Source organism: Salipaludibacillus sp. CUR1, assembly GCF_021028955.1.
GTDB lineage: Bacteria > Bacillota > Bacilli > Bacillales > Salisediminibacteriaceae > Salipaludibacillus.
Map to the genome: position 1 here is coordinate 141,203 of NZ_JAIWPE010000069.1, position 15,304 is coordinate 156,506.

General features: G+C 40.4%; 19 protein-coding genes and 1 pseudogene. 9 read left to right on the plus strand and 11 right to left on the minus strand.

The features are described 5' to 3' along the window. Positions 1-245 precede the first annotated feature (245 nt). Positions 246-1,205, plus strand: a complete 960-nt coding sequence (gene yhaM / locus K8O68_RS14915; protein WP_230897653.1) for a 3'-5' exoribonuclease YhaM — start codon at positions 246-248, stop codon at positions 1,203-1,205. 114 nt (positions 1,206-1,319) lie between these two features. Here yhaM and K8O68_RS14920 read toward each other — a convergent pair whose 3' ends face one another. Then, entirely contained in the window at positions 1,320-1,643 is a 324-nt protein-coding gene (locus K8O68_RS14920; protein ID WP_230897654.1) for a hypothetical protein, read from the minus strand. A 179-nt stretch (positions 1,644-1,822) separates the two neighbouring features. On the opposite strand from K8O68_RS14920, the pseudogene K8O68_RS14925 reads away from it, so the two are divergent. Next, positions 1,823-1,954, plus strand: a pseudogene (locus K8O68_RS14925) (sporulation YhaL family protein); the annotation flags it as partial. Between the two features lie 66 nt (positions 1,955-2,020). Here K8O68_RS14925 and K8O68_RS14930 read toward each other — a convergent pair. Next, entirely contained in the window at positions 2,021-2,119 is a 99-nt protein-coding gene (locus tag K8O68_RS14930; protein WP_230897655.1) for a YjcZ family sporulation protein, read from the minus strand. A gap of 178 nt (positions 2,120-2,297) precedes the next feature. Then, positions 2,298-3,206, minus strand: coding sequence for a peptidylprolyl isomerase (locus K8O68_RS14935; protein ID WP_230897656.1), 909 nt, complete (start codon positions 3,204-3,206; stop codon positions 2,298-2,300). 198 nt (positions 3,207-3,404) lie between these two features. Here K8O68_RS14935 and K8O68_RS14940 point away from each other — a divergent pair, with 198 nt between their 5' ends. Genes K8O68_RS14940 through K8O68_RS21480 form a run of 3 tightly spaced genes read left to right on the plus strand, consistent with a single transcriptional unit; the run spans position 3,405 to position 3,747 of the window. Further along, positions 3,405-3,491, plus strand: coding sequence for a YjcZ family sporulation protein (locus K8O68_RS14940; RefSeq protein WP_093048154.1), 87 nt, complete (start codon positions 3,405-3,407; stop codon positions 3,489-3,491). A 42-nt stretch (positions 3,492-3,533) separates the two neighbouring features. Continuing rightward, a complete protein-coding gene (locus K8O68_RS14945) occupies positions 3,534-3,620 on the plus strand; it encodes a YjcZ family sporulation protein (RefSeq protein WP_093048151.1) in 87 nt (28 codons plus the stop codon). A 1-nt stretch (position 3,621) separates the two neighbouring features. After that, complete coding sequence (locus K8O68_RS21480; protein WP_255717241.1) at positions 3,622-3,747, plus strand: hypothetical protein; 126 nt, start codon at positions 3,622-3,624, stop codon at positions 3,745-3,747. Here K8O68_RS21480 and K8O68_RS14950 read toward each other — a convergent pair. Then, on the minus strand, positions 3,739-3,918 hold the full coding sequence (locus K8O68_RS14950) for a hypothetical protein (protein WP_093048148.1): 180 nt from the start codon (positions 3,916-3,918) through the stop codon (positions 3,739-3,741). The genes K8O68_RS21480 and K8O68_RS14950 overlap by 9 nt on opposite strands. A gap of 290 nt (positions 3,919-4,208) precedes the next feature. Here K8O68_RS14950 and K8O68_RS14955 point away from each other — a divergent pair, with 290 nt between their 5' ends. Beyond that, a complete protein-coding gene (locus tag K8O68_RS14955) occupies positions 4,209-4,793 on the plus strand; it encodes a YpmS family protein (protein ID WP_230897657.1) in 585 nt (194 codons plus the stop codon). A gap of 781 nt (positions 4,794-5,574) precedes the next feature. Here K8O68_RS14955 and K8O68_RS14960 read toward each other — a convergent pair. The 4 genes from K8O68_RS14960 to K8O68_RS14975 all read right to left on the minus strand — a co-directional run bounded on the left by K8O68_RS14960 (position 5,575) and on the right by K8O68_RS14975 (position 9,197). Then, on the minus strand, positions 5,575-6,138 hold the full coding sequence (locus K8O68_RS14960; RefSeq protein ID WP_230897658.1) for a DUF3267 domain-containing protein: 564 nt from the start codon (positions 6,136-6,138) through the stop codon (positions 5,575-5,577). 433 nt (positions 6,139-6,571) lie between these two features. Next, positions 6,572-7,153: an HTH-type transcriptional regulator Hpr gene (locus K8O68_RS14965; protein WP_230897659.1), complete on the minus strand. Its 582-nt coding sequence runs from the start codon at positions 7,151-7,153 to the stop codon at positions 6,572-6,574. Positions 7,154-7,490: 337 nt separating this feature from the next. Further along, the gene (gene serC / locus K8O68_RS14970; RefSeq protein ID WP_230897660.1) at positions 7,491-8,576 is read right to left on the minus strand and encodes a 3-phosphoserine/phosphohydroxythreonine transaminase; all 1,086 of its coding nucleotides are present in this window, start codon (positions 8,574-8,576) and stop codon (positions 7,491-7,493) included. 192 nt (positions 8,577-8,768) lie between these two features. Further along, positions 8,769-9,197: an HIT family protein gene (locus tag K8O68_RS14975; protein ID WP_230897661.1), complete on the minus strand. Its 429-nt coding sequence runs from the start codon at positions 9,195-9,197 to the stop codon at positions 8,769-8,771. Between the two features lie 294 nt (positions 9,198-9,491). On the opposite strand from K8O68_RS14975, the gene K8O68_RS14980 reads away from it, so the two are divergent. The 3 genes from K8O68_RS14980 to K8O68_RS14990 are packed head-to-tail and all read left to right on the plus strand — an operon-like array spanning position 9,492 to position 12,217. Beyond that, positions 9,492-10,238 carry an ABC transporter ATP-binding protein gene (locus tag K8O68_RS14980; RefSeq protein WP_230897662.1) on the plus strand — a complete coding sequence of 249 codons (747 nt, stop codon included), beginning with the start codon at positions 9,492-9,494 and terminating at the stop codon, positions 10,236-10,238. Next, positions 10,231-11,457 carry an ABC transporter permease gene (locus K8O68_RS14985; protein WP_230897663.1) on the plus strand — a complete coding sequence of 409 codons (1,227 nt, stop codon included), beginning with the start codon at positions 10,231-10,233 and terminating at the stop codon, positions 11,455-11,457. Before K8O68_RS14980 ends, K8O68_RS14985 begins: the two co-directional genes overlap by 8 nt. Before the next feature lie 28 nt (positions 11,458-11,485). Next, complete coding sequence (locus tag K8O68_RS14990; RefSeq protein ID WP_230897664.1) at positions 11,486-12,217, plus strand: EcsC family protein; 732 nt, start codon at positions 11,486-11,488, stop codon at positions 12,215-12,217. 78 nt (positions 12,218-12,295) lie between these two features. Here the strand turns inward: K8O68_RS14990 and K8O68_RS14995 are convergent, their stop codons facing one another. The 3 genes from K8O68_RS14995 to K8O68_RS15005 all read right to left on the minus strand — a co-directional run bounded on the left by K8O68_RS14995 (position 12,296) and on the right by K8O68_RS15005 (position 15,232). Then, positions 12,296-12,790 carry a class F sortase gene (locus K8O68_RS14995; RefSeq protein ID WP_230897665.1) on the minus strand — a complete coding sequence of 165 codons (495 nt, stop codon included), beginning with the start codon at positions 12,788-12,790 and terminating at the stop codon, positions 12,296-12,298. A gap of 40 nt (positions 12,791-12,830) precedes the next feature. Continuing rightward, a complete protein-coding gene (locus K8O68_RS15000) occupies positions 12,831-13,652 on the minus strand; it encodes a DUF4397 domain-containing protein (RefSeq protein WP_230897666.1) in 822 nt (273 codons plus the stop codon). A 401-nt stretch (positions 13,653-14,053) separates the two neighbouring features. Beyond that, positions 14,054-15,232, minus strand: coding sequence for a M20 family metallopeptidase (locus K8O68_RS15005; protein WP_230897667.1), 1,179 nt, complete (start codon positions 15,230-15,232; stop codon positions 14,054-14,056). Positions 15,233-15,304 lie beyond the last annotated feature (72 nt).

The window sequence follows — 15,304 nt, forward strand, 5'->3', positions numbered from 1 at the left end:
CTTACATCACAGGCATAAGTGCAACATCGGTTATAGGATCTTCGGCTAACCCCTTCACGTCGTGTGAAAACGCCGAAGTCACCACATCCGTGTGGAAGTTCGCTGTGTTTTCTTTACCCGAGGGCTTGTCTTGTACTAACTTTGCCGAAGCATATCTTAGGGAAGGTTGCTTACAGATGTTTATCGTTAGAAAAAGCCGCTTATGTTATAATTGGGAAAAGTAAAAACTGGAGGTAATTGGCGGAATGAAAAAAGGAATACACCATCATCAAATAGGTGAACAAGTCGATGCCTATTTATTAATTAAAACATCAAAAAAAGGGATTGCCAGCAACGGGAAACCTTTTCTGACTCTTCAGCTTACAGATAAAACAGGAGAAATTGAAGCGAAGCTGTGGGGCATTTCTCCGGAAGATGAAGCTACTTTCATAAGTGGAACGGTTGTCCACCTTCAGGGAGAAGTTCAGGATTTCAGGGGAATGAGGCAACTCAAAATAAAGGCTATTCGTCCGACTTCCGGAATGGATCAAGTAAAAGCGGACGACTTTTTACCTTCAGCGCCGAGAAACCGGGAAGAAATGCTTGAAGAGATTACCCAATATATTTTTGATATGCAAAATGCAAAAGTTCAGCGGATTACGAGGCACCTTTTTAAAAAGCATCAAAAAGCCTTTTCTGTATCTCCGGCAGCGACGAAAAATCATCACGAATTTGTTTCGGGACTTATCTATCATGTTGTTTCTATGCTTCAGCTGGCTAAAGGAATAGCCCAGCTTTACCCAAGTTTAGATAAAGATTTACTGTATGCCGGCATCATTCTTCATGACATGGCAAAGGTCAGGGAACTGTCAGGACCTATGGCTACTCAATATACAGTTGAAGGGAAACTTATAGGCCATATCAGTATGATGGTAAATGAAATTGAAGAAGCTGCAAAAGAACTGGGAATTGAAGGGGAAGAAGTTATGGTTCTTCAGCATCTTGTTCTTTCACACCATTCTAAAGGCGAGTGGGGGAGCCCTAAAGCACCGATGATCAGGGAAGCGGAAATGTTACATATGATTGATAATATAGATGCGAAAATGAATATGATGGATAGAGCGTTAGACAGAGTTATGCCAGGGGAATTTTCCGAGCGGGTCTTTGCTATGGACAACCGTTCATTTTATAAGCCAGCCTTTCATCAGAAGCCAATCGATTTATAGACCGGCAGATACATAAAGTAAAAGAATATAAAAAGAGTCCACCACTCTGTAACTATGTCATACCTCTTCTTCCATAGTTACTAAGATTGGTGGACTTTAATGTTTCTGGACAGCTTATTTGTTTTCAACCGGTTTCACTTCCTCTGTCTGCTCTGTAAGATCAAAAATGTGATCCGGTGCTAAAATATCATCGAGTACTTCATTTTCAAAAATAGTATAACAGCTGGATAATAACCATTCATTCCATGTTAACTGGTTACATTCCTGCCATGCCTGCTGCCAGTGAGCAAGTAAAAATGCTTCCACTCTTTCATGTACCACTGGGAAATAAATAAGGGAAGATGTATCCTTTTCCTCTTCGATTTTTTTCATTACGTGGCGGACAAGCTGCTCTTGAAATTCGCCATATGTCATTTCATTAAGCTGAATATTTCTCATGTTCAAGTACCCTCCGTATTAAGTAATGTAATGTTAATCTACCCTTATAAAAAAATTCAAAACATCTATCATTTTTTAATAGAGTTACTCATACCTTTTAATAGAGAAAACCATTTAGTATAAGGAGGTATTTCATGAACCCGTTAACAGTTGTCTTAACTCTGGCAGGAGCAGTCTTTATGGTCATTACGATCCGTATTATTTCTTTGACGTCTTTAGGTACTTGGTTGTTTAACCAGCCGTGGTGGATTTATATTCTGCTATTGGGGGTCATTGCAAGCGGATATATGGCCATTAAAGAAAGAGCTTATGAAAAGCAGAAGGGAGAGGCTCCCACATTTAATTTTCGATGGGAGCCCGGTTTATTCAGGAAAAAACTAATACAAGTAAGCAGCGCCTATAATAATAAGAAGAATAAACAAAACTGCAATTAATGTAAAACTTGAATATTCAGGAGAAGCGGTATTGCCTGACATTCTACTTCACCCTTTCCTTAATGGAATTAGGTCATTAACCTATATTTACTGTATGAAAGCCTGAAGGATCAGGTGAAAACAAAACGGCAATAGATAAGTAAAGACCCACTCAGCAGGCAGTGCCTTAACTGAGTGGGTCAAAATTGTGTATGGAATCCATTACGAGGTCGAGGGAGTCTTACTCGGTTTCAGTATTAAAAAGATGCTCATACTTTTCAGAGTGGACTTCGATATTAATGTTATCCATCATATTTTCCTGTTCTTTATTCATTCTGTGAAGTTTTCGCTCGTTAAATGCTGCCCTCAGCTGTTCTTTTACTTCGTCAAAGTCATCCTCAAAAGGAATACGGTCAGTGACCTCAATAATATGGTATCCAAACTGGCTTTCAACTGGATCACTTATTTCTCCGATTTCCAGATTAAATGCTGCTGCTTCAAAAGGAGGAGTCATCGTCCCTCTTCGAAAACTGCCTAGACTGCCGCCTTCATCTTTTGAACCAGGATCTTCGGAATATTCCTCGGCAAGCTCGGCAAAATTGTCTCCTTCATTTAGACGGTTAAGGAGCTCTTCAGCTGTCTCAACGTCAGAAACAAGAATGTGTCTGGCTTCGACTTCTTCTCCGTTTTCAAATTCTTCTTCAAGTTCTTCCTCGCTGACTTCACCGACATGACCAACACGATGCTGCATAACGAGGTGGTTTACGATGCGTTCCCTAAGTTCTTCTTCACCGGCTACTCCTTGCATCTGCATCATTTCATAAAACTGCTCTTCATTTGTGACGCCCATGTTTTCCATAAGAGAATCAATTTCATTTTGGACATCTTCTTCATTTATTCCTAAATTCTCTGCTTCAGCTTCTATTACTTTTTGTTGAACAAGTTCTGTGAGTACCTGATCTCCGTATTTTTGTTTTAATGTCTGAATAAATTCTTCTTCAGTCACATCTCCCGCATCAGTTTCCACAATAATCTGCTCGTTGGTTTCTCCGTTATCTGGATTGGCCAGGTTATTTGCCTCTGAATCATTCGTGCACCCCGCCAGCATAACAAGCCCAGTAAAAATAAATAATACCGTTCGTTTTATCACTTTACCCGTCACTCCTATGTTATTTTACATTAGATTTATAAAGGTTCTGTATAAATATAGCATAAACAAAATCAGTTTGGAATATTTTCTTAACCTTACCTACTTATTCAACTTTTATATAAAACCGTGATAAACGTCCATACATTTTTTTATTTTCGTAATAGGATGTATGGAACGTTAAAACAAGGAGGAATTTAAATGTCTCACTCTTATCATTCAGGTTTTGCATTATTAGTTGTATTGTTTATTCTGCTGGTAATTATAGGGGCGTCCTGGGGTTACTAAATTATTGGAGAGCTCTGCATAATGTCAAGAGGAGGTGTTCATATGAGTTATTCACATCATAATGGTTTCGCTTTACTTGTGGTATTATTTATCCTTCTCGTGATTGTAGGGGCTTCCTGGTGGTATTAAAATGAAAAAAGAAAGAAAAACTTGGCGCTTTGCCAAGTTTTTCTTTCTTTTGATGTTAGTTTTGTTAAAAGTAAGTATGGCTTTCACCATAATTATTAACAAACCAGGAGCGGTTATGCTAAGTTAAAAATATCCTGAAAAATGAAGAAGTAATGAGAATGGTTATAAGGACATTAATAGTCCTGAAAACCTTCCCTTGGCGCTCTTCAGGTATTTCTTTTTGAATACATAACGAGTTTGTCATAGAATTAATAATGAAAAGATACAGTGTAGCAAAAAGAAAAAAAGGTAAATACATCAAGTAAGTAACCTCCATTTAAGGTAGACTTCTATCCTACTGAATTTAAAATCTAAGTGACTGAACAGGGAAAAATATGATCCTGTAACATTGAAAGGCAGGATGAGTGTCTTTAATCATCATATGACCATTGTAACAGAGATTTCCCTTTCCGTGAAATGAAGAAACTGGTATGTTAGTAAACTTGCATAAGGTCCGCACTTTGTTTAAAGTCGATAAAGAATAACCTATTTTTAAAAGAAGGTGTAAAACATTCTTTTATTCATAAATCATCAGTGTAGGAGGGCGTTATGGTTAATAAATGGAAAGCTGCGTTTTTTATTCTGGCAGGTTTAATTATTATATTTTTAATTACAGGAATCGTCTGGGTGAATAATACTTTTCCAGATCCTGAGGAGGGAGAACGCGGATTTGAAGCTTATGAGTTTGAAGATCGTGAAGGGGCTTCCTTTACCGTAAATACGACGAGAGAGGATTTAAACTACTGGCTTCAGCAGGAACTGGCAAAAGAAGAGGATTCAGATAAGTATGAGTTATATATAGAAGATGCTGTCTATATGGAAACAACAGTTCAAGCTTTTGGAGTCACTATCCCTATAGAAATGGTTCTGTCGCCACATGTGACAGAGGAAGGAAATCTGGAACTGAGGGAAGAATCATTCAGAGTAGGTAATATTAATCTTCCTTCAAGCCGTGTGTTCCAGTTAATCAGTGCTACTGTAGATCTGCCGGATTGGATTTATGTAGTCCCTGAAGAGAGCTTATTCTATGTTAATGTCAGGGAAGGGGTCTCTGAGGACATGGTATTGCAAATTCAATCATTTGACCTGGAAAACAATGATATAGAAATCCATATCACGTACGATGAATGGTAAAAAACTGAAGAAAAAAACCTGAAAAAGAACCCTTTATGAGGGTTCTCAGATTGTCGAGGAGAGGCTGGGGCAAAACTAAATTAAATTTAGGATAACCGAAGAATGAATTCACAATAGACCATAAGATGAGATGAGGTTCATAAATGCACTCGCTTGCCGCAGGCATCTCTTCAGCTCCTCGGTAAAGATCGCCTGCGGGATCTTCAGAAGATGCTTTTCCTGCAGGCGTCTCGTGATTTTTAAACCTCATCATTTTTTTGCTTTTTTGATTGAAGGACAGAAGGCGGCGACGCCACATGGGTTAAGCGCAGTCTGAAGATCCAATTTAACGAAGCTCGAGGCTGAGTTAATTTTAGCTAATCCTGTAGAAAAAACGCACCCGCTAAATACTTTTTTTCTGGTGAACGAAGGCGAGGACACCCGGAGGATTGGCGAAGTCTGAAAATCCACTTTCCCGAAGCAATCCTTCGGGAAAGTTAGTTGAAGACAAGCCCTCGGGTAAAGAAAACACAGCGAACTTCCACACGGATGTGGTGACTTCGGCGTTTTCACAGGACGTGAAGGGGTTAGCCGAAGCTCCTGATGACCTATGTTGCACTTATGCCTGTGGTGTAAGCCTTCGCCGGAAGTGAACCGGCAGATTAAAAAGACAAGCCCCTGGGCAAGCGTCCGCCTGGCGGACTGAAATCACCCCTTTTCTCAAAAGAAAGCCGAACAAAATTTTCAAATTTTGTTCGGCTTTCTTTATAATTACTATTCTTTTGTCCCAGCCTCGAGAACCTTAAGAGGGTTCTTTTTTCCAGCTTTCAGTAAAAGTTGGATAAAGGACATAAAAGCCGTCCCGGGTTTCTTCAATTAAACACTCTTTAGGTGCACTTTTAATCTGTTTAAAATTCATAAAGTCATAAACGCAAATACCGACATTCAAAGCAGACATCATAGCAATATAATGAACGAGATGAGGAAATAAAAACGCTCCTGCTATTGAAACAGCTGTTAATAAAAAAGCAGGGGAAGCCGTTGACAATAAACTCATATGCTTCGAAAGCGGCTGTTTTGTTGAGTAATAGAAATATGGCCATTGGTTTTTTCTGATCCCAAAAGTTGCTTTTTTACCGACGAGCCATATAGGAAGACAGTGTAAAACTAAATGAAGCGGCAAAACGACAGCAAGAGAAAGAAGCAGAAAAAACGCTCCGTAATCTACGAGAGGTGCCGCAGAGAAAAAGGTTCTGAAAACCATAAAGAATATTAAAAAGTATCCCATCATAATAAGGGATGATAAAAACCAGAGACGCATTTTACCAAATTGAGTTTCAACCGAAATAGTTTTTAGACAGTTCACCTGCTTCCACCTCCCAAAGCTGTTGCCTGCATTGAAGATATAAATATGTATTTTTTAAATACGGTGAGTTTCAATCAAGCACTATAGTAATTTACGATGAAATCGAAAAGAAATCAATAGTTTTTATCAAAAAAAATATTAATTTTTCAGCTTTTTGTTTATTGTGAAGCGTTCACATCTTCTGTCCTTCTGAATCCTTCGATTTTCTTTGGATATCGACTTCATCTGCTTGGAAGTTTGTTTATGAACTGTTTGTGACACATTAGTTTTTATATAACATTAGTGCGATGATATTCCCTGATTTAACCCCATAAAATTATTAAAGTATGATGAAATAATTGTTACTTCATGGAATCAGGTATAAATAAAAGCCCCAAATTTCAGCTCGCGGCTGAAATTTGGGGCTGCAGCAGAGAAATTGGCTGCTTTTTTATTAAGAGGACGACGCTTCTTTATTTTTCGGGACGGGACGAAGTTTCCCATCTTCTTCAGTAAAATCTTCTTCAAATTTGGATAATGATTTCTCGAAAATTGAAATAAAATCAGGACCGTAAATATGTTTAACAATACTCATCAGTTCTGAGAATTCAGGAAACTTTCCATAGAGGTCTTTAATCGGCAGCGAGCCGCTGTAAACCCCGTAGGTCTGCGGGTTATAACATTCAAACGTTTCCAGTAGAAGCTCTTCACCCTCGGGAGTGAGATAAACGTAGGTGTTCCGTTTATCAGTCTGGCGTTTAGAAAAAGTCAATAACCCTCGTTCTTCCAATTTTTTAGAGAAATTAAAAGCGGTAGACACATGCATAACCCCAAACTTTGCAATATCGGAGATAGATGCACCTTCCAGATGATAAGCGATCCATAAAATATGGTGTTCATTAATGTTTAAATCGAAAGGCTTAATCCAGGCCTGCCAGTCCTTTTCAATAGACTTCCATAGGGCTTTGCTCAGCTGGGCTATTTTATGACTGAACATTATAGACTGTTTCATGGATTGCGATGATTGTTGATCCATAGTTTCCCTCCATCTGAAAAGTTAAATTTTCATATTTTCAAAAAATTCATTATTTTACTAGGAAAATGATATTAACATCATAACATAATAAATGTTTGGTTCTCAATATCATTCTGTATTTTCTGAAAATTAAATTAGGGAACTAATGGACCTTTATACCCGCAAAATAGCTTTATGTTGTCCGTTTTTTAAACTAATTCCATTTAATTACAAATTAATAAGTAAGTTTTGCCAGGAAAAACAGGCTTGTTTTTCCTGGCTATTATATTAATGAAGAACGTCAATATTATAGAGAGGTAGAATTGGTTTAAAGCGTTAAAGTGGAAGTTTAAAATAATCAGCTGTGTCTATTCATAAATTCGATCATAAAGTCTTTAAGGATTTTAACATGGGAAACAGGTACCGCGTTGTAATTCGAAATCCGGCATCCGCCAACAGACCGGTGCCCGTTTAATCCAACAAAACCTTTATCTGCTGCTTCTTCGAGGAACTTTTTCTCAAGATTTTCCGATGGAAGACGAAAAGTTATATTCATCATGGAGCGCGATGGAACGCTGGCATGGCCTGTATAAAAACCATTAGACTCGTCTATCAGGTTGTAAATCATGTCTGCTTTTTCTTTTGCCAGTTGAGCCATTCCTTCAACGCCATGCTGTTCATCAATCCAGTCAGCAACTAAGCCGGTAATATAGACTGCTCCCGTTGGCGGTGTGTTATAAAGTGACTGTTTATCAGCGTGCTGTTTATAGGACAAAGAGGGAGGCAGCTGGCTGTTAGCTTTTTCAAGCAAAGATTTTCTTAATATAACTAATGTCACTCCTGACATACCTGCGTTTTTCTGGGCTCCGGCATATACCATATCTATATTTTCCCAAGGGATATTCCGGCTCAATATATCGCTGGACATATCTACGATGACAGGGCAATGGTTTCTTTTTGGAAAATCAGGCCATTGAGTACCGAAAATAGTGTTATTGGATGTTAAATGAACATAAGCCGTGTTTTCCGGCAACCCCCCTAAGTCCACTGAAGGAATATGGCGGTAATCATTATCTTTTGAGCTGGCGAACGTTTCAACCTTACCGATCGCACTTGCCTCTTTTTGCGCTTTTTCAGACCATGATCCCGTTAATACGTAGGCAGCCGATTTATCTTCAGGGAGAAAATTCATTGGAACCATAGAAAATTGAAGGGTGGCACCTCCCTGCAGAAACAGGATGTCAAAGTCTTCAGGGATATGAAGAACTTTTCTAATCTGATCCATTGCGTGAAAATGAATTTTTTCGTATAAAGTGCTCCGGTGGCTCATTTCCATCACAGCCATACCGGATTGCTCAAAGTTGAACATTTCTTCCTTGGCTTTGGCTAAAACGGGCGCAGGTATTGGACTGGGCCCTGCATTAAAATTATAAACTGTTGTCACTTTACAAAACCTCCTAATAAATTCTTTAAACTTTCTGACAATCCTTTTTAAAATAATGGGCTTTGCATTAGGGATGCTGAGTTTAAAAAAGGGGCCGCTCCGCTCTTTAAAATCAGCACCTGCCTTTAACAAAGCTAAATAATAAATTGTACGAGAGATCGTTCCCGTACAATCGATTTGCTTCGGGTGCCTTTACAGTTTTGATTGAATCGTTTTTGCAATATTTTTTAAATCTTCGGAAGAGTATTGGCTGCTGTGGTCGTGCCAGACAGCGCCGAACCCGTCCCCTTTACCATAACGCGGAAGCAAGTGGACATGATAATGGAACACAGACTGGCCTGCAGCTTCCCCATTATTGTTAAGCATGTTTAAGCCGATAGGGTTAAACGCCTTCTTTATAGCATTAGCTACTTTAGGGACCGCTTTAAATACCTTTTCGGCTGTTTGTTCAGACAACTCATAAAGGTTTTCTTCATGATTTTTCGGAATAACCAGCGTATGACCTTCTGTTACCTGGCTTAAATCGAGGAAAGCCAGAACATCATCATCTTCATACACTTTCGCAGAAGGAATTTCACCTGCGATAATTTTACAAAAAATACAGTCTTCTTGTGCGTGCATAATTATCACCTCTTTTAATAGGATGGCTTAAGCGGAAGGACTTATGTATGCTTAGGGAAGCATAGAAGATCAGGATCAGTTAAAGCTTACTGGGAAGGTATTTTATACAGAGACCGCAAGTTTTTAGAAATTGAACGTCATACAGTCTGCCCCCTGCCGGGCTTTAACATCACCAAATAAAAATCTTTCTTAACATATTATCATATTTTTGCGGCGCTTGCTTTTCAAGTTTAAGTGTTTTAGATATAGTAAAGAATGGAATAAGATGTGGTTAAGAGAAGGAGGAATTGGCAGATGAGTGAATTGTTGGATGTTCGGCAGATCTCAGGCGGGTATCAAAAAAATAAGCCGGTCTTACATAATGTCTCTTTTTCCGTCCATCCGAATGAGATGGTAGGATTAATTGGCCTTAACGGGGCCGGAAAAAGTACGACAATTAAACATATTCTTGGTTTGATGGAACCTCATGAAGGGGAGGTTCGTATCCTTGGAAAAACGATGGCAGAGAACAAAACCGATTACAGGCAGAATTTAGCCTATATTCCTGAAACTCCTCTTTTATATGAAGAAATGACTTTATGGGAACATTTGGAGTTAACAGCTATGGCTTACGGATTGGAAAAAGAGGTTTTTGAAGAACGGGCAAACCGTTTGCTGAAAGAATTCAGGATGACTAAAATGGCAAAATGGTTTCCGAGCCATTTTTCAAAAGGAATGCGGCAAAAGGTGATGATTATGAGTGCCTTTTTAATCAGGCCTTCTATTTACATTGCTGATGAGCCTTTTGTGGGTCTCGATCCTATAGGAATAAAATCTTTTCTGGACAGAATGCTTGAACTTAGGGAAGAAGGATGCGGAATTCTTATGTCTACCCATATATTAGCGACGGCGGAAAAATATTGCGACCGTTTTTTGTTTCTTCACCAGGGAAAAATTATATTACAGGGAACGATGGATGAGCTGCAGGAGCAGGCTCAAATGCCCGGTGCAGATCTGGACGATATTTATGTTGAAATGACGAAGGAAGATCGACATGACTAATGCGGCGGAACTGTGGGATAAAAGGCGCAGTGATTATTGGACAATGGCGGTAAGATATCTGCGCCTTATTGGAAACAGCGGATTTTTATTTACAATTTATTTATTATTTGTGTTTGGCAGCTATTATTATGGGCAGTTTTTGCAATGGCTCCCGGAAACGTTTCCAGCTGTCATCTTTTTTACGCTGATCTTTACCTGGCTAACAACGAGAGGGCGGGTGCGAACGTTCTTTAAGCAAGGCGACCTGATTTTTCTTACACCGCTGGAAGGAAACCTCTCAGGATATATTCGTTCCTCTATACGGTACAGCTGGATTATGGAGACGTTTTGGCTGACTTTAAGTATGCTCGTCCTTGCCCCGTTGTTTTTTGACAGGGTCAGTGAAGCAGGAGCCAGTTTTATTCTTATTTTATTGTTGTTAAGCGGATTAAAATTATGGAATCTGGCTGCCGGCTTTGAAGAACAAAGAGTACTCGACAGAAAACAGTACACAAACCATACATTCCTTCGTGCAGGACTTAATGCTGTAGCTGTCTATGCCCTGTTTTCCCAGCAACCCTGGTGGCTTTTCGCTTTTATAGCTGGCGCGCTGATTATTTTCTATATTGGGTATTACAGAGCGATAGCAAGAACTTACAGTTTAAAGTGGGAAAGGCTCGTTGAGATTGAAAACCAGACCGTGATGACTTTTTACCGGGTAGCTAACAGCTTTACTGATGTGCCGAGTTTAAAATCAAAAATAAGGTTCCGTCGCTGGTTGAATCCCCTCTATAACCTTGTCAGCTTCGAGCAGAAAAATGTTTATAAATACATGTTCGCCCGGTCTTTTTTCCGAGCTAATGATTATTTTGGAATATTTTTAAGGCTGACAATTATTGGCGGGTTATTCATATCGATTGTAGAGCTTGATTGGGGACGCTGGTTAGTGGCCGCCTTATTTGCCTATATGACAGCCCTTCAGATAGAAACATTAAAGAACCACTATGATACGAGCCAAATGGTTGATTTATATCCTCTCCAGACCGAAAATAAGCAGGCCGGGCATAAGTTCTGGATTGTATTTCTCGGAATTATTCAGTCGCTTATCTTCGGAATCACGGCTTCACTTACTTACGGAGCCGGACAGGGGCTTATCATCTTAGCCTTGTCACTTGCAGTTTATTCTTACCATCTGATGGTAAGACTTCCGAAAAAGTACGAAACTCTCTCCCGGTCTTAACGTAAAATATAAGTAAGGAGGGACCGAGATGAGTGAGTATATGGAGAAGGTCGAGCGTGAGATGCAGCGTTGGGAACATAAAACACGCCGTGAACCATCAATGCCTGCTAAAGTCAGTAAACGATGGCAAAACAAAATTAATAGCAGGCTGCCGGAAAGGTTTCATGCAGTGGTTACGGAGAGTGTAAGGCAAATGGTTCAGGCAGCTTTAGTGAGCAGTGATTATTTATCCGATTTGGATAAGCTTGAGGATGTGCCGCTTGAAGAGCGGGAATCAATTTTCGATAAACGGGTCACCACCTATAAGCGGACAGCGGCAGTAGAAGGGGCAGGCACAGGTTTCGGAGGGGTTTTACTCGGGGTTGCAGACTTTCCGCTGCTGCTGACTATAAAAATGAAATTTTTATTTGATGCAGGAAAAATTTACGGTTTTAATGTCGACGAGATTGAGGAACGTATGTTTTTACTGCACGTCTTTCAACTGGCTTTTTCAAGAGAGGAAAAGAAGAAAGAAGTTTTTCATAAGATTACGAACTGGGAAGAAAACGTCCGGAGTTTAAAAGGTGAAGCAGCTGATTTAAGGGATTTGGACTGGAGATCTTTCCAGCTCGAATACCGGGATTTTATTGACTTGCCGAAAACGCTGCAGTTAATTCCCGGCTTTGGTGCTATTGTAGGAGCTACGGCTAATTATCACTACTTGGATATTCTCGCCTATCATGCGAAAAACAGTTACAGACACCGTCTATTGAATGGCTGAAGAGACTATTCTTTTTGTCTCCGCCTCATCAGAAAGCCTGTTTGGGGACAGTTCCCAAACAGGCTTTTTAAGATGGGTTTAACCCTTTAAATCTGTAAAAATGACGAGACGCTCTTCGTGCGTTTTCAAGTCCCGGTTAAATAAACCATGGCATGTGATCAAATTCAGGCGAGGTTTACTGGAATAACCGAATATTTGTTGGATAGGTGCATTTTCCCTTGGATATGCTTTCAAATCAGTCACTTGGAAGACAAGCGTCTGGCTGTCAGCGGACTCTACGATTATTTCATCACCAGCAACCAGGTTTTTTAAAGGGAAAAAAGCAGCAGGTCCGGTAAAGTCATCCACATGCCCTGCAATAACAGCATTTCCTGAAGCTCCCGGTTTAGAAGAATTCGTAAACCAGCCGGCGACGTCCCCGGATTCCGGCAATTCGAGGGAGCCGTCCTTCTTTAAACTGCAGGATTCCACTGTCACAGACAGATTAAATTTTGGAATATGGATGAGTACAGGCGTCACACCTTGAGCAGTTAGTCCCTCAGCTGATGTTGACGCGTGTACGTTCGATCCCAAAAGCAGAACACCTCCAGCCATTAACATAAAGACCTTTTGATTAGTTTTCTGTTTGCCATGGCTGGCGAAATAATAAAAAGATTGAGCCAAGTGCGATTAAAATCATTAAGAAGCCGCCTAGGACAGTAGAGTTATCTGAATAGGAGGAAGCGCCGCCCATTCCAGTAGCCGGCATCTCAGAAGGCATGCGGTCCATAGATGGATCAGCGAGAACAATAGCATCCAATCCAGGCTTGCCTTCCACTAAACCAACAGCTAATACTGTATAAAGCGTATCTGCTTCTAACTGAGTCTGAGGAAGTTCAAGGACAGCCTCCTCGGTGCCTGCAACTCTGACTTCTAAATCGGCAGTCATTGGAGACACTTCTGCATAATCCGTTACTGAAGGGAATGAAGCACCTGCAAAAAGAACCTCTCCATTAGCTGTAATGTCAACGCTCGGCGCATCTGGTGAAAGGTGGCCGGCACGTACCCAAGTCATACCCTCTGTTGCAGCAGTCTCATCTTCAATCACTTTCAGCTGAAGGTTTTCCAATCTATCAATTGCTGCCACAGTATAAGCCTGTCCGCCTTCAACCGATAAGTCTTTCGTTAGTACCGCAGTTTCTAAGTCTCCTGCCGGAAAGATTTCAACCGTATGTGTGCCTTCAGGGAGTTCTAAGTAATCAGTCGGTGTTTTAAAATCAAGGCTTTCTACAACAACATCGCCATTAACTGCAATATCTACCGCTGGAGCATCAGGAGAAGCATGCACAATCCTCACCATGGCATTTTCCATTCCGTCCGCTGAAACCATTTTTGTGAAAGTTACCAGGACAAATAAAATAGTTACAATGCGAAGCATTACTTTTCTTTTCTTCATCTTTTCATCTCCTCGAGTGATTATTTACTACATTTGGTAGGATGAGCTAATCACTGGGTAATTATGTATACTGTAATAAAAAAGGGCTGGGAAACTTATAAAATTGTTGTTCGTCTTTTACAATCTCGTGGTTAAGTGATTTCAGTCCGCCAGGCGGACGCTTGCCCAGGGGCTTGTCTTCAGCTAAATTCAACTCAGCCTGGAGCTTCGTTGAATTGGATCTTCAGCCTTAACCCCTGTGGCGTCACCGCCTTCTGTCCTTCAATAAAAAAGCTGAGGCTATTTAATAATTAGTAAAACTAAAAGTGATCCACCTTTTCTCAAAAAGAAAAGCCGAACAAAATTTTCGAATTTTGTTCGGCTTTCTTTATGATTACTATTCTTTTGTCCCAGCCTCTAAATTAATTATTTTCAAATGTTTTTAAGACAAGGTTGCCAAGGACGTTTGCTCCATGAAGCATGGAGCGTTCATCTATATCGAAATGCGGGTGGTGATGAGGGTAGGCTGTTTCCCATTCAGGATTTTTTGCGCCTGTAAAAAAGAAAGCTCCTCTGACGTTTTGAAGGTAGTAGCTGAAATCTTCCCCTCCCATTTGAGGTTTAGCATGCACCACTTTTTCTATTCCTGCTGTTTCAGAGGCGGTTTCTCTTAAAAAATCTGCCTCATTTTTATGGTTTATAACAGCAGGGTAGCCTTTGAAATATTTAAAGTCGGCTTCAGCACCGAAGCTCGCTGCCACCCCATGAATGACTTCCGCCATATCCTTTTGAATCTGCTCCTGGACCTCCTCACTGAATGTCCGGACAGTTCCGTCCATGGTGGCCGTATCTGCTATGACATTAAAGGCGTTTTTTGCTTCAAAAGCCCCGATACTTATGACAGCGGCGTCAAGTGGGTCTACCCGCCTGCTGACAATGTTCTGTAACGATTGAACAATTTGGGAGCCGATTAATACAGCGTCTTTTGTATAATGCGGCTGTGCCCCATGGCCGCCTTTACCCTGCACCTTGATTTTGAAGCGGTCAGCAGCTGCCATAAGCGGGCCTTCATTATAATCTATAGTTCCTAAAGGAGTTGTCGCCCATAAATGGGTTCCGTAAATGACATCCACCCCATCTAAACACCCGTCCTCAATCATCGGTTTTGCCCCTCCTGGAGCTAATTCTTCTGCATACTGATGGATAAAGACCACATTCCCTTGCAGCTGGCCTCTCATCTCATTTAATGCTTTAGCCAGGACGAGAAGAAGTGCCGTGTGGGCATCATGTCCGCAAGCATGCATAACTCCGGGTACTTGTGATTTGTAAGGGACATCTTTCGCATCCTGGATAGGCAATGCGTCAAAATCGGCCCTTAAAGCCACCGTGGGGCCTGGGGAATTACCTTTAAGAACGGCTGTGACCCCGTTTTTCCCAACGTTTTCTCTTACCTCATGTCCTAATTGTTTATGATATTGGGCAATATATTCGGGTGTCTTAACTTCTTTAAAAGACAGTTCCGGATACTGGTGTAAATGACGGCGGATATCCACCATTTCTTCATAATAAGCTGCAAGTTTTTCACTTAGTTGTTTGTACATTCTCCTATCTCTCCTCGTAAAAAAATTCATACTTATAGATTCTTCATCTTAAAAAATATTTCTGGACAGGAC

Coding starts and splice junctions, on each gene's coding strand:
- K8O68_RS14945 (WP_093048151.1), top strand. CDS start 3,534: ATGAGTTATTCACATCATAATGGTTTCGCTTTACTTGTGGTATTATTT.
- K8O68_RS14980 (WP_230897662.1), top strand. CDS start 9,492: ATGAGTGAATTGTTGGATGTTCGGCAGATCTCAGGCGGGTATCAAAAA.
- K8O68_RS15000 (WP_230897666.1), bottom strand. CDS start 13,652: ATGAAGAAAAGAAAAGTAATGCTTCGCATTGTAACTATTTTATTTGTC.
- K8O68_RS21480 (WP_255717241.1), top strand. CDS start 3,622: ATGAAAAAAGAAAGAAAAACTTGGCGCTTTGCCAAGTTTTTCTTTCTT.
- K8O68_RS14940 (WP_093048154.1), top strand. CDS start 3,405: ATGTCTCACTCTTATCATTCAGGTTTTGCATTATTAGTTGTATTGTTT.
- K8O68_RS14950 (WP_093048148.1), bottom strand. CDS start 3,918: ATGTATTTACCTTTTTTTCTTTTTGCTACACTGTATCTTTTCATTATT.
- K8O68_RS14975 (WP_230897661.1), bottom strand. CDS start 9,197: ATGCACGCACAAGAAGACTGTATTTTTTGTAAAATTATCGCAGGTGAA.
- K8O68_RS14965 (WP_230897659.1), bottom strand. CDS start 7,153: ATGGATCAACAATCATCGCAATCCATGAAACAGTCTATAATGTTCAGT.
- K8O68_RS14985 (WP_230897663.1), top strand. CDS start 10,231: ATGACTAATGCGGCGGAACTGTGGGATAAAAGGCGCAGTGATTATTGG.
- K8O68_RS15005 (WP_230897667.1), bottom strand. CDS start 15,232: ATGTACAAACAACTAAGTGAAAAACTTGCAGCTTATTATGAAGAAATG.
- K8O68_RS14990 (WP_230897664.1), top strand. CDS start 11,486: ATGAGTGAGTATATGGAGAAGGTCGAGCGTGAGATGCAGCGTTGGGAA.
- K8O68_RS14955 (WP_230897657.1), top strand. CDS start 4,209: ATGGTTAATAAATGGAAAGCTGCGTTTTTTATTCTGGCAGGTTTAATT.
- K8O68_RS14930 (WP_230897655.1), bottom strand. CDS start 2,119: ATGTCAGGCAATACCGCTTCTCCTGAATATTCAAGTTTTACATTAATT.
- yhaM (WP_230897653.1), top strand. CDS start 246: ATGAAAAAAGGAATACACCATCATCAAATAGGTGAACAAGTCGATGCC.
- K8O68_RS14920 (WP_230897654.1), bottom strand. CDS start 1,643: ATGAGAAATATTCAGCTTAATGAAATGACATATGGCGAATTTCAAGAG.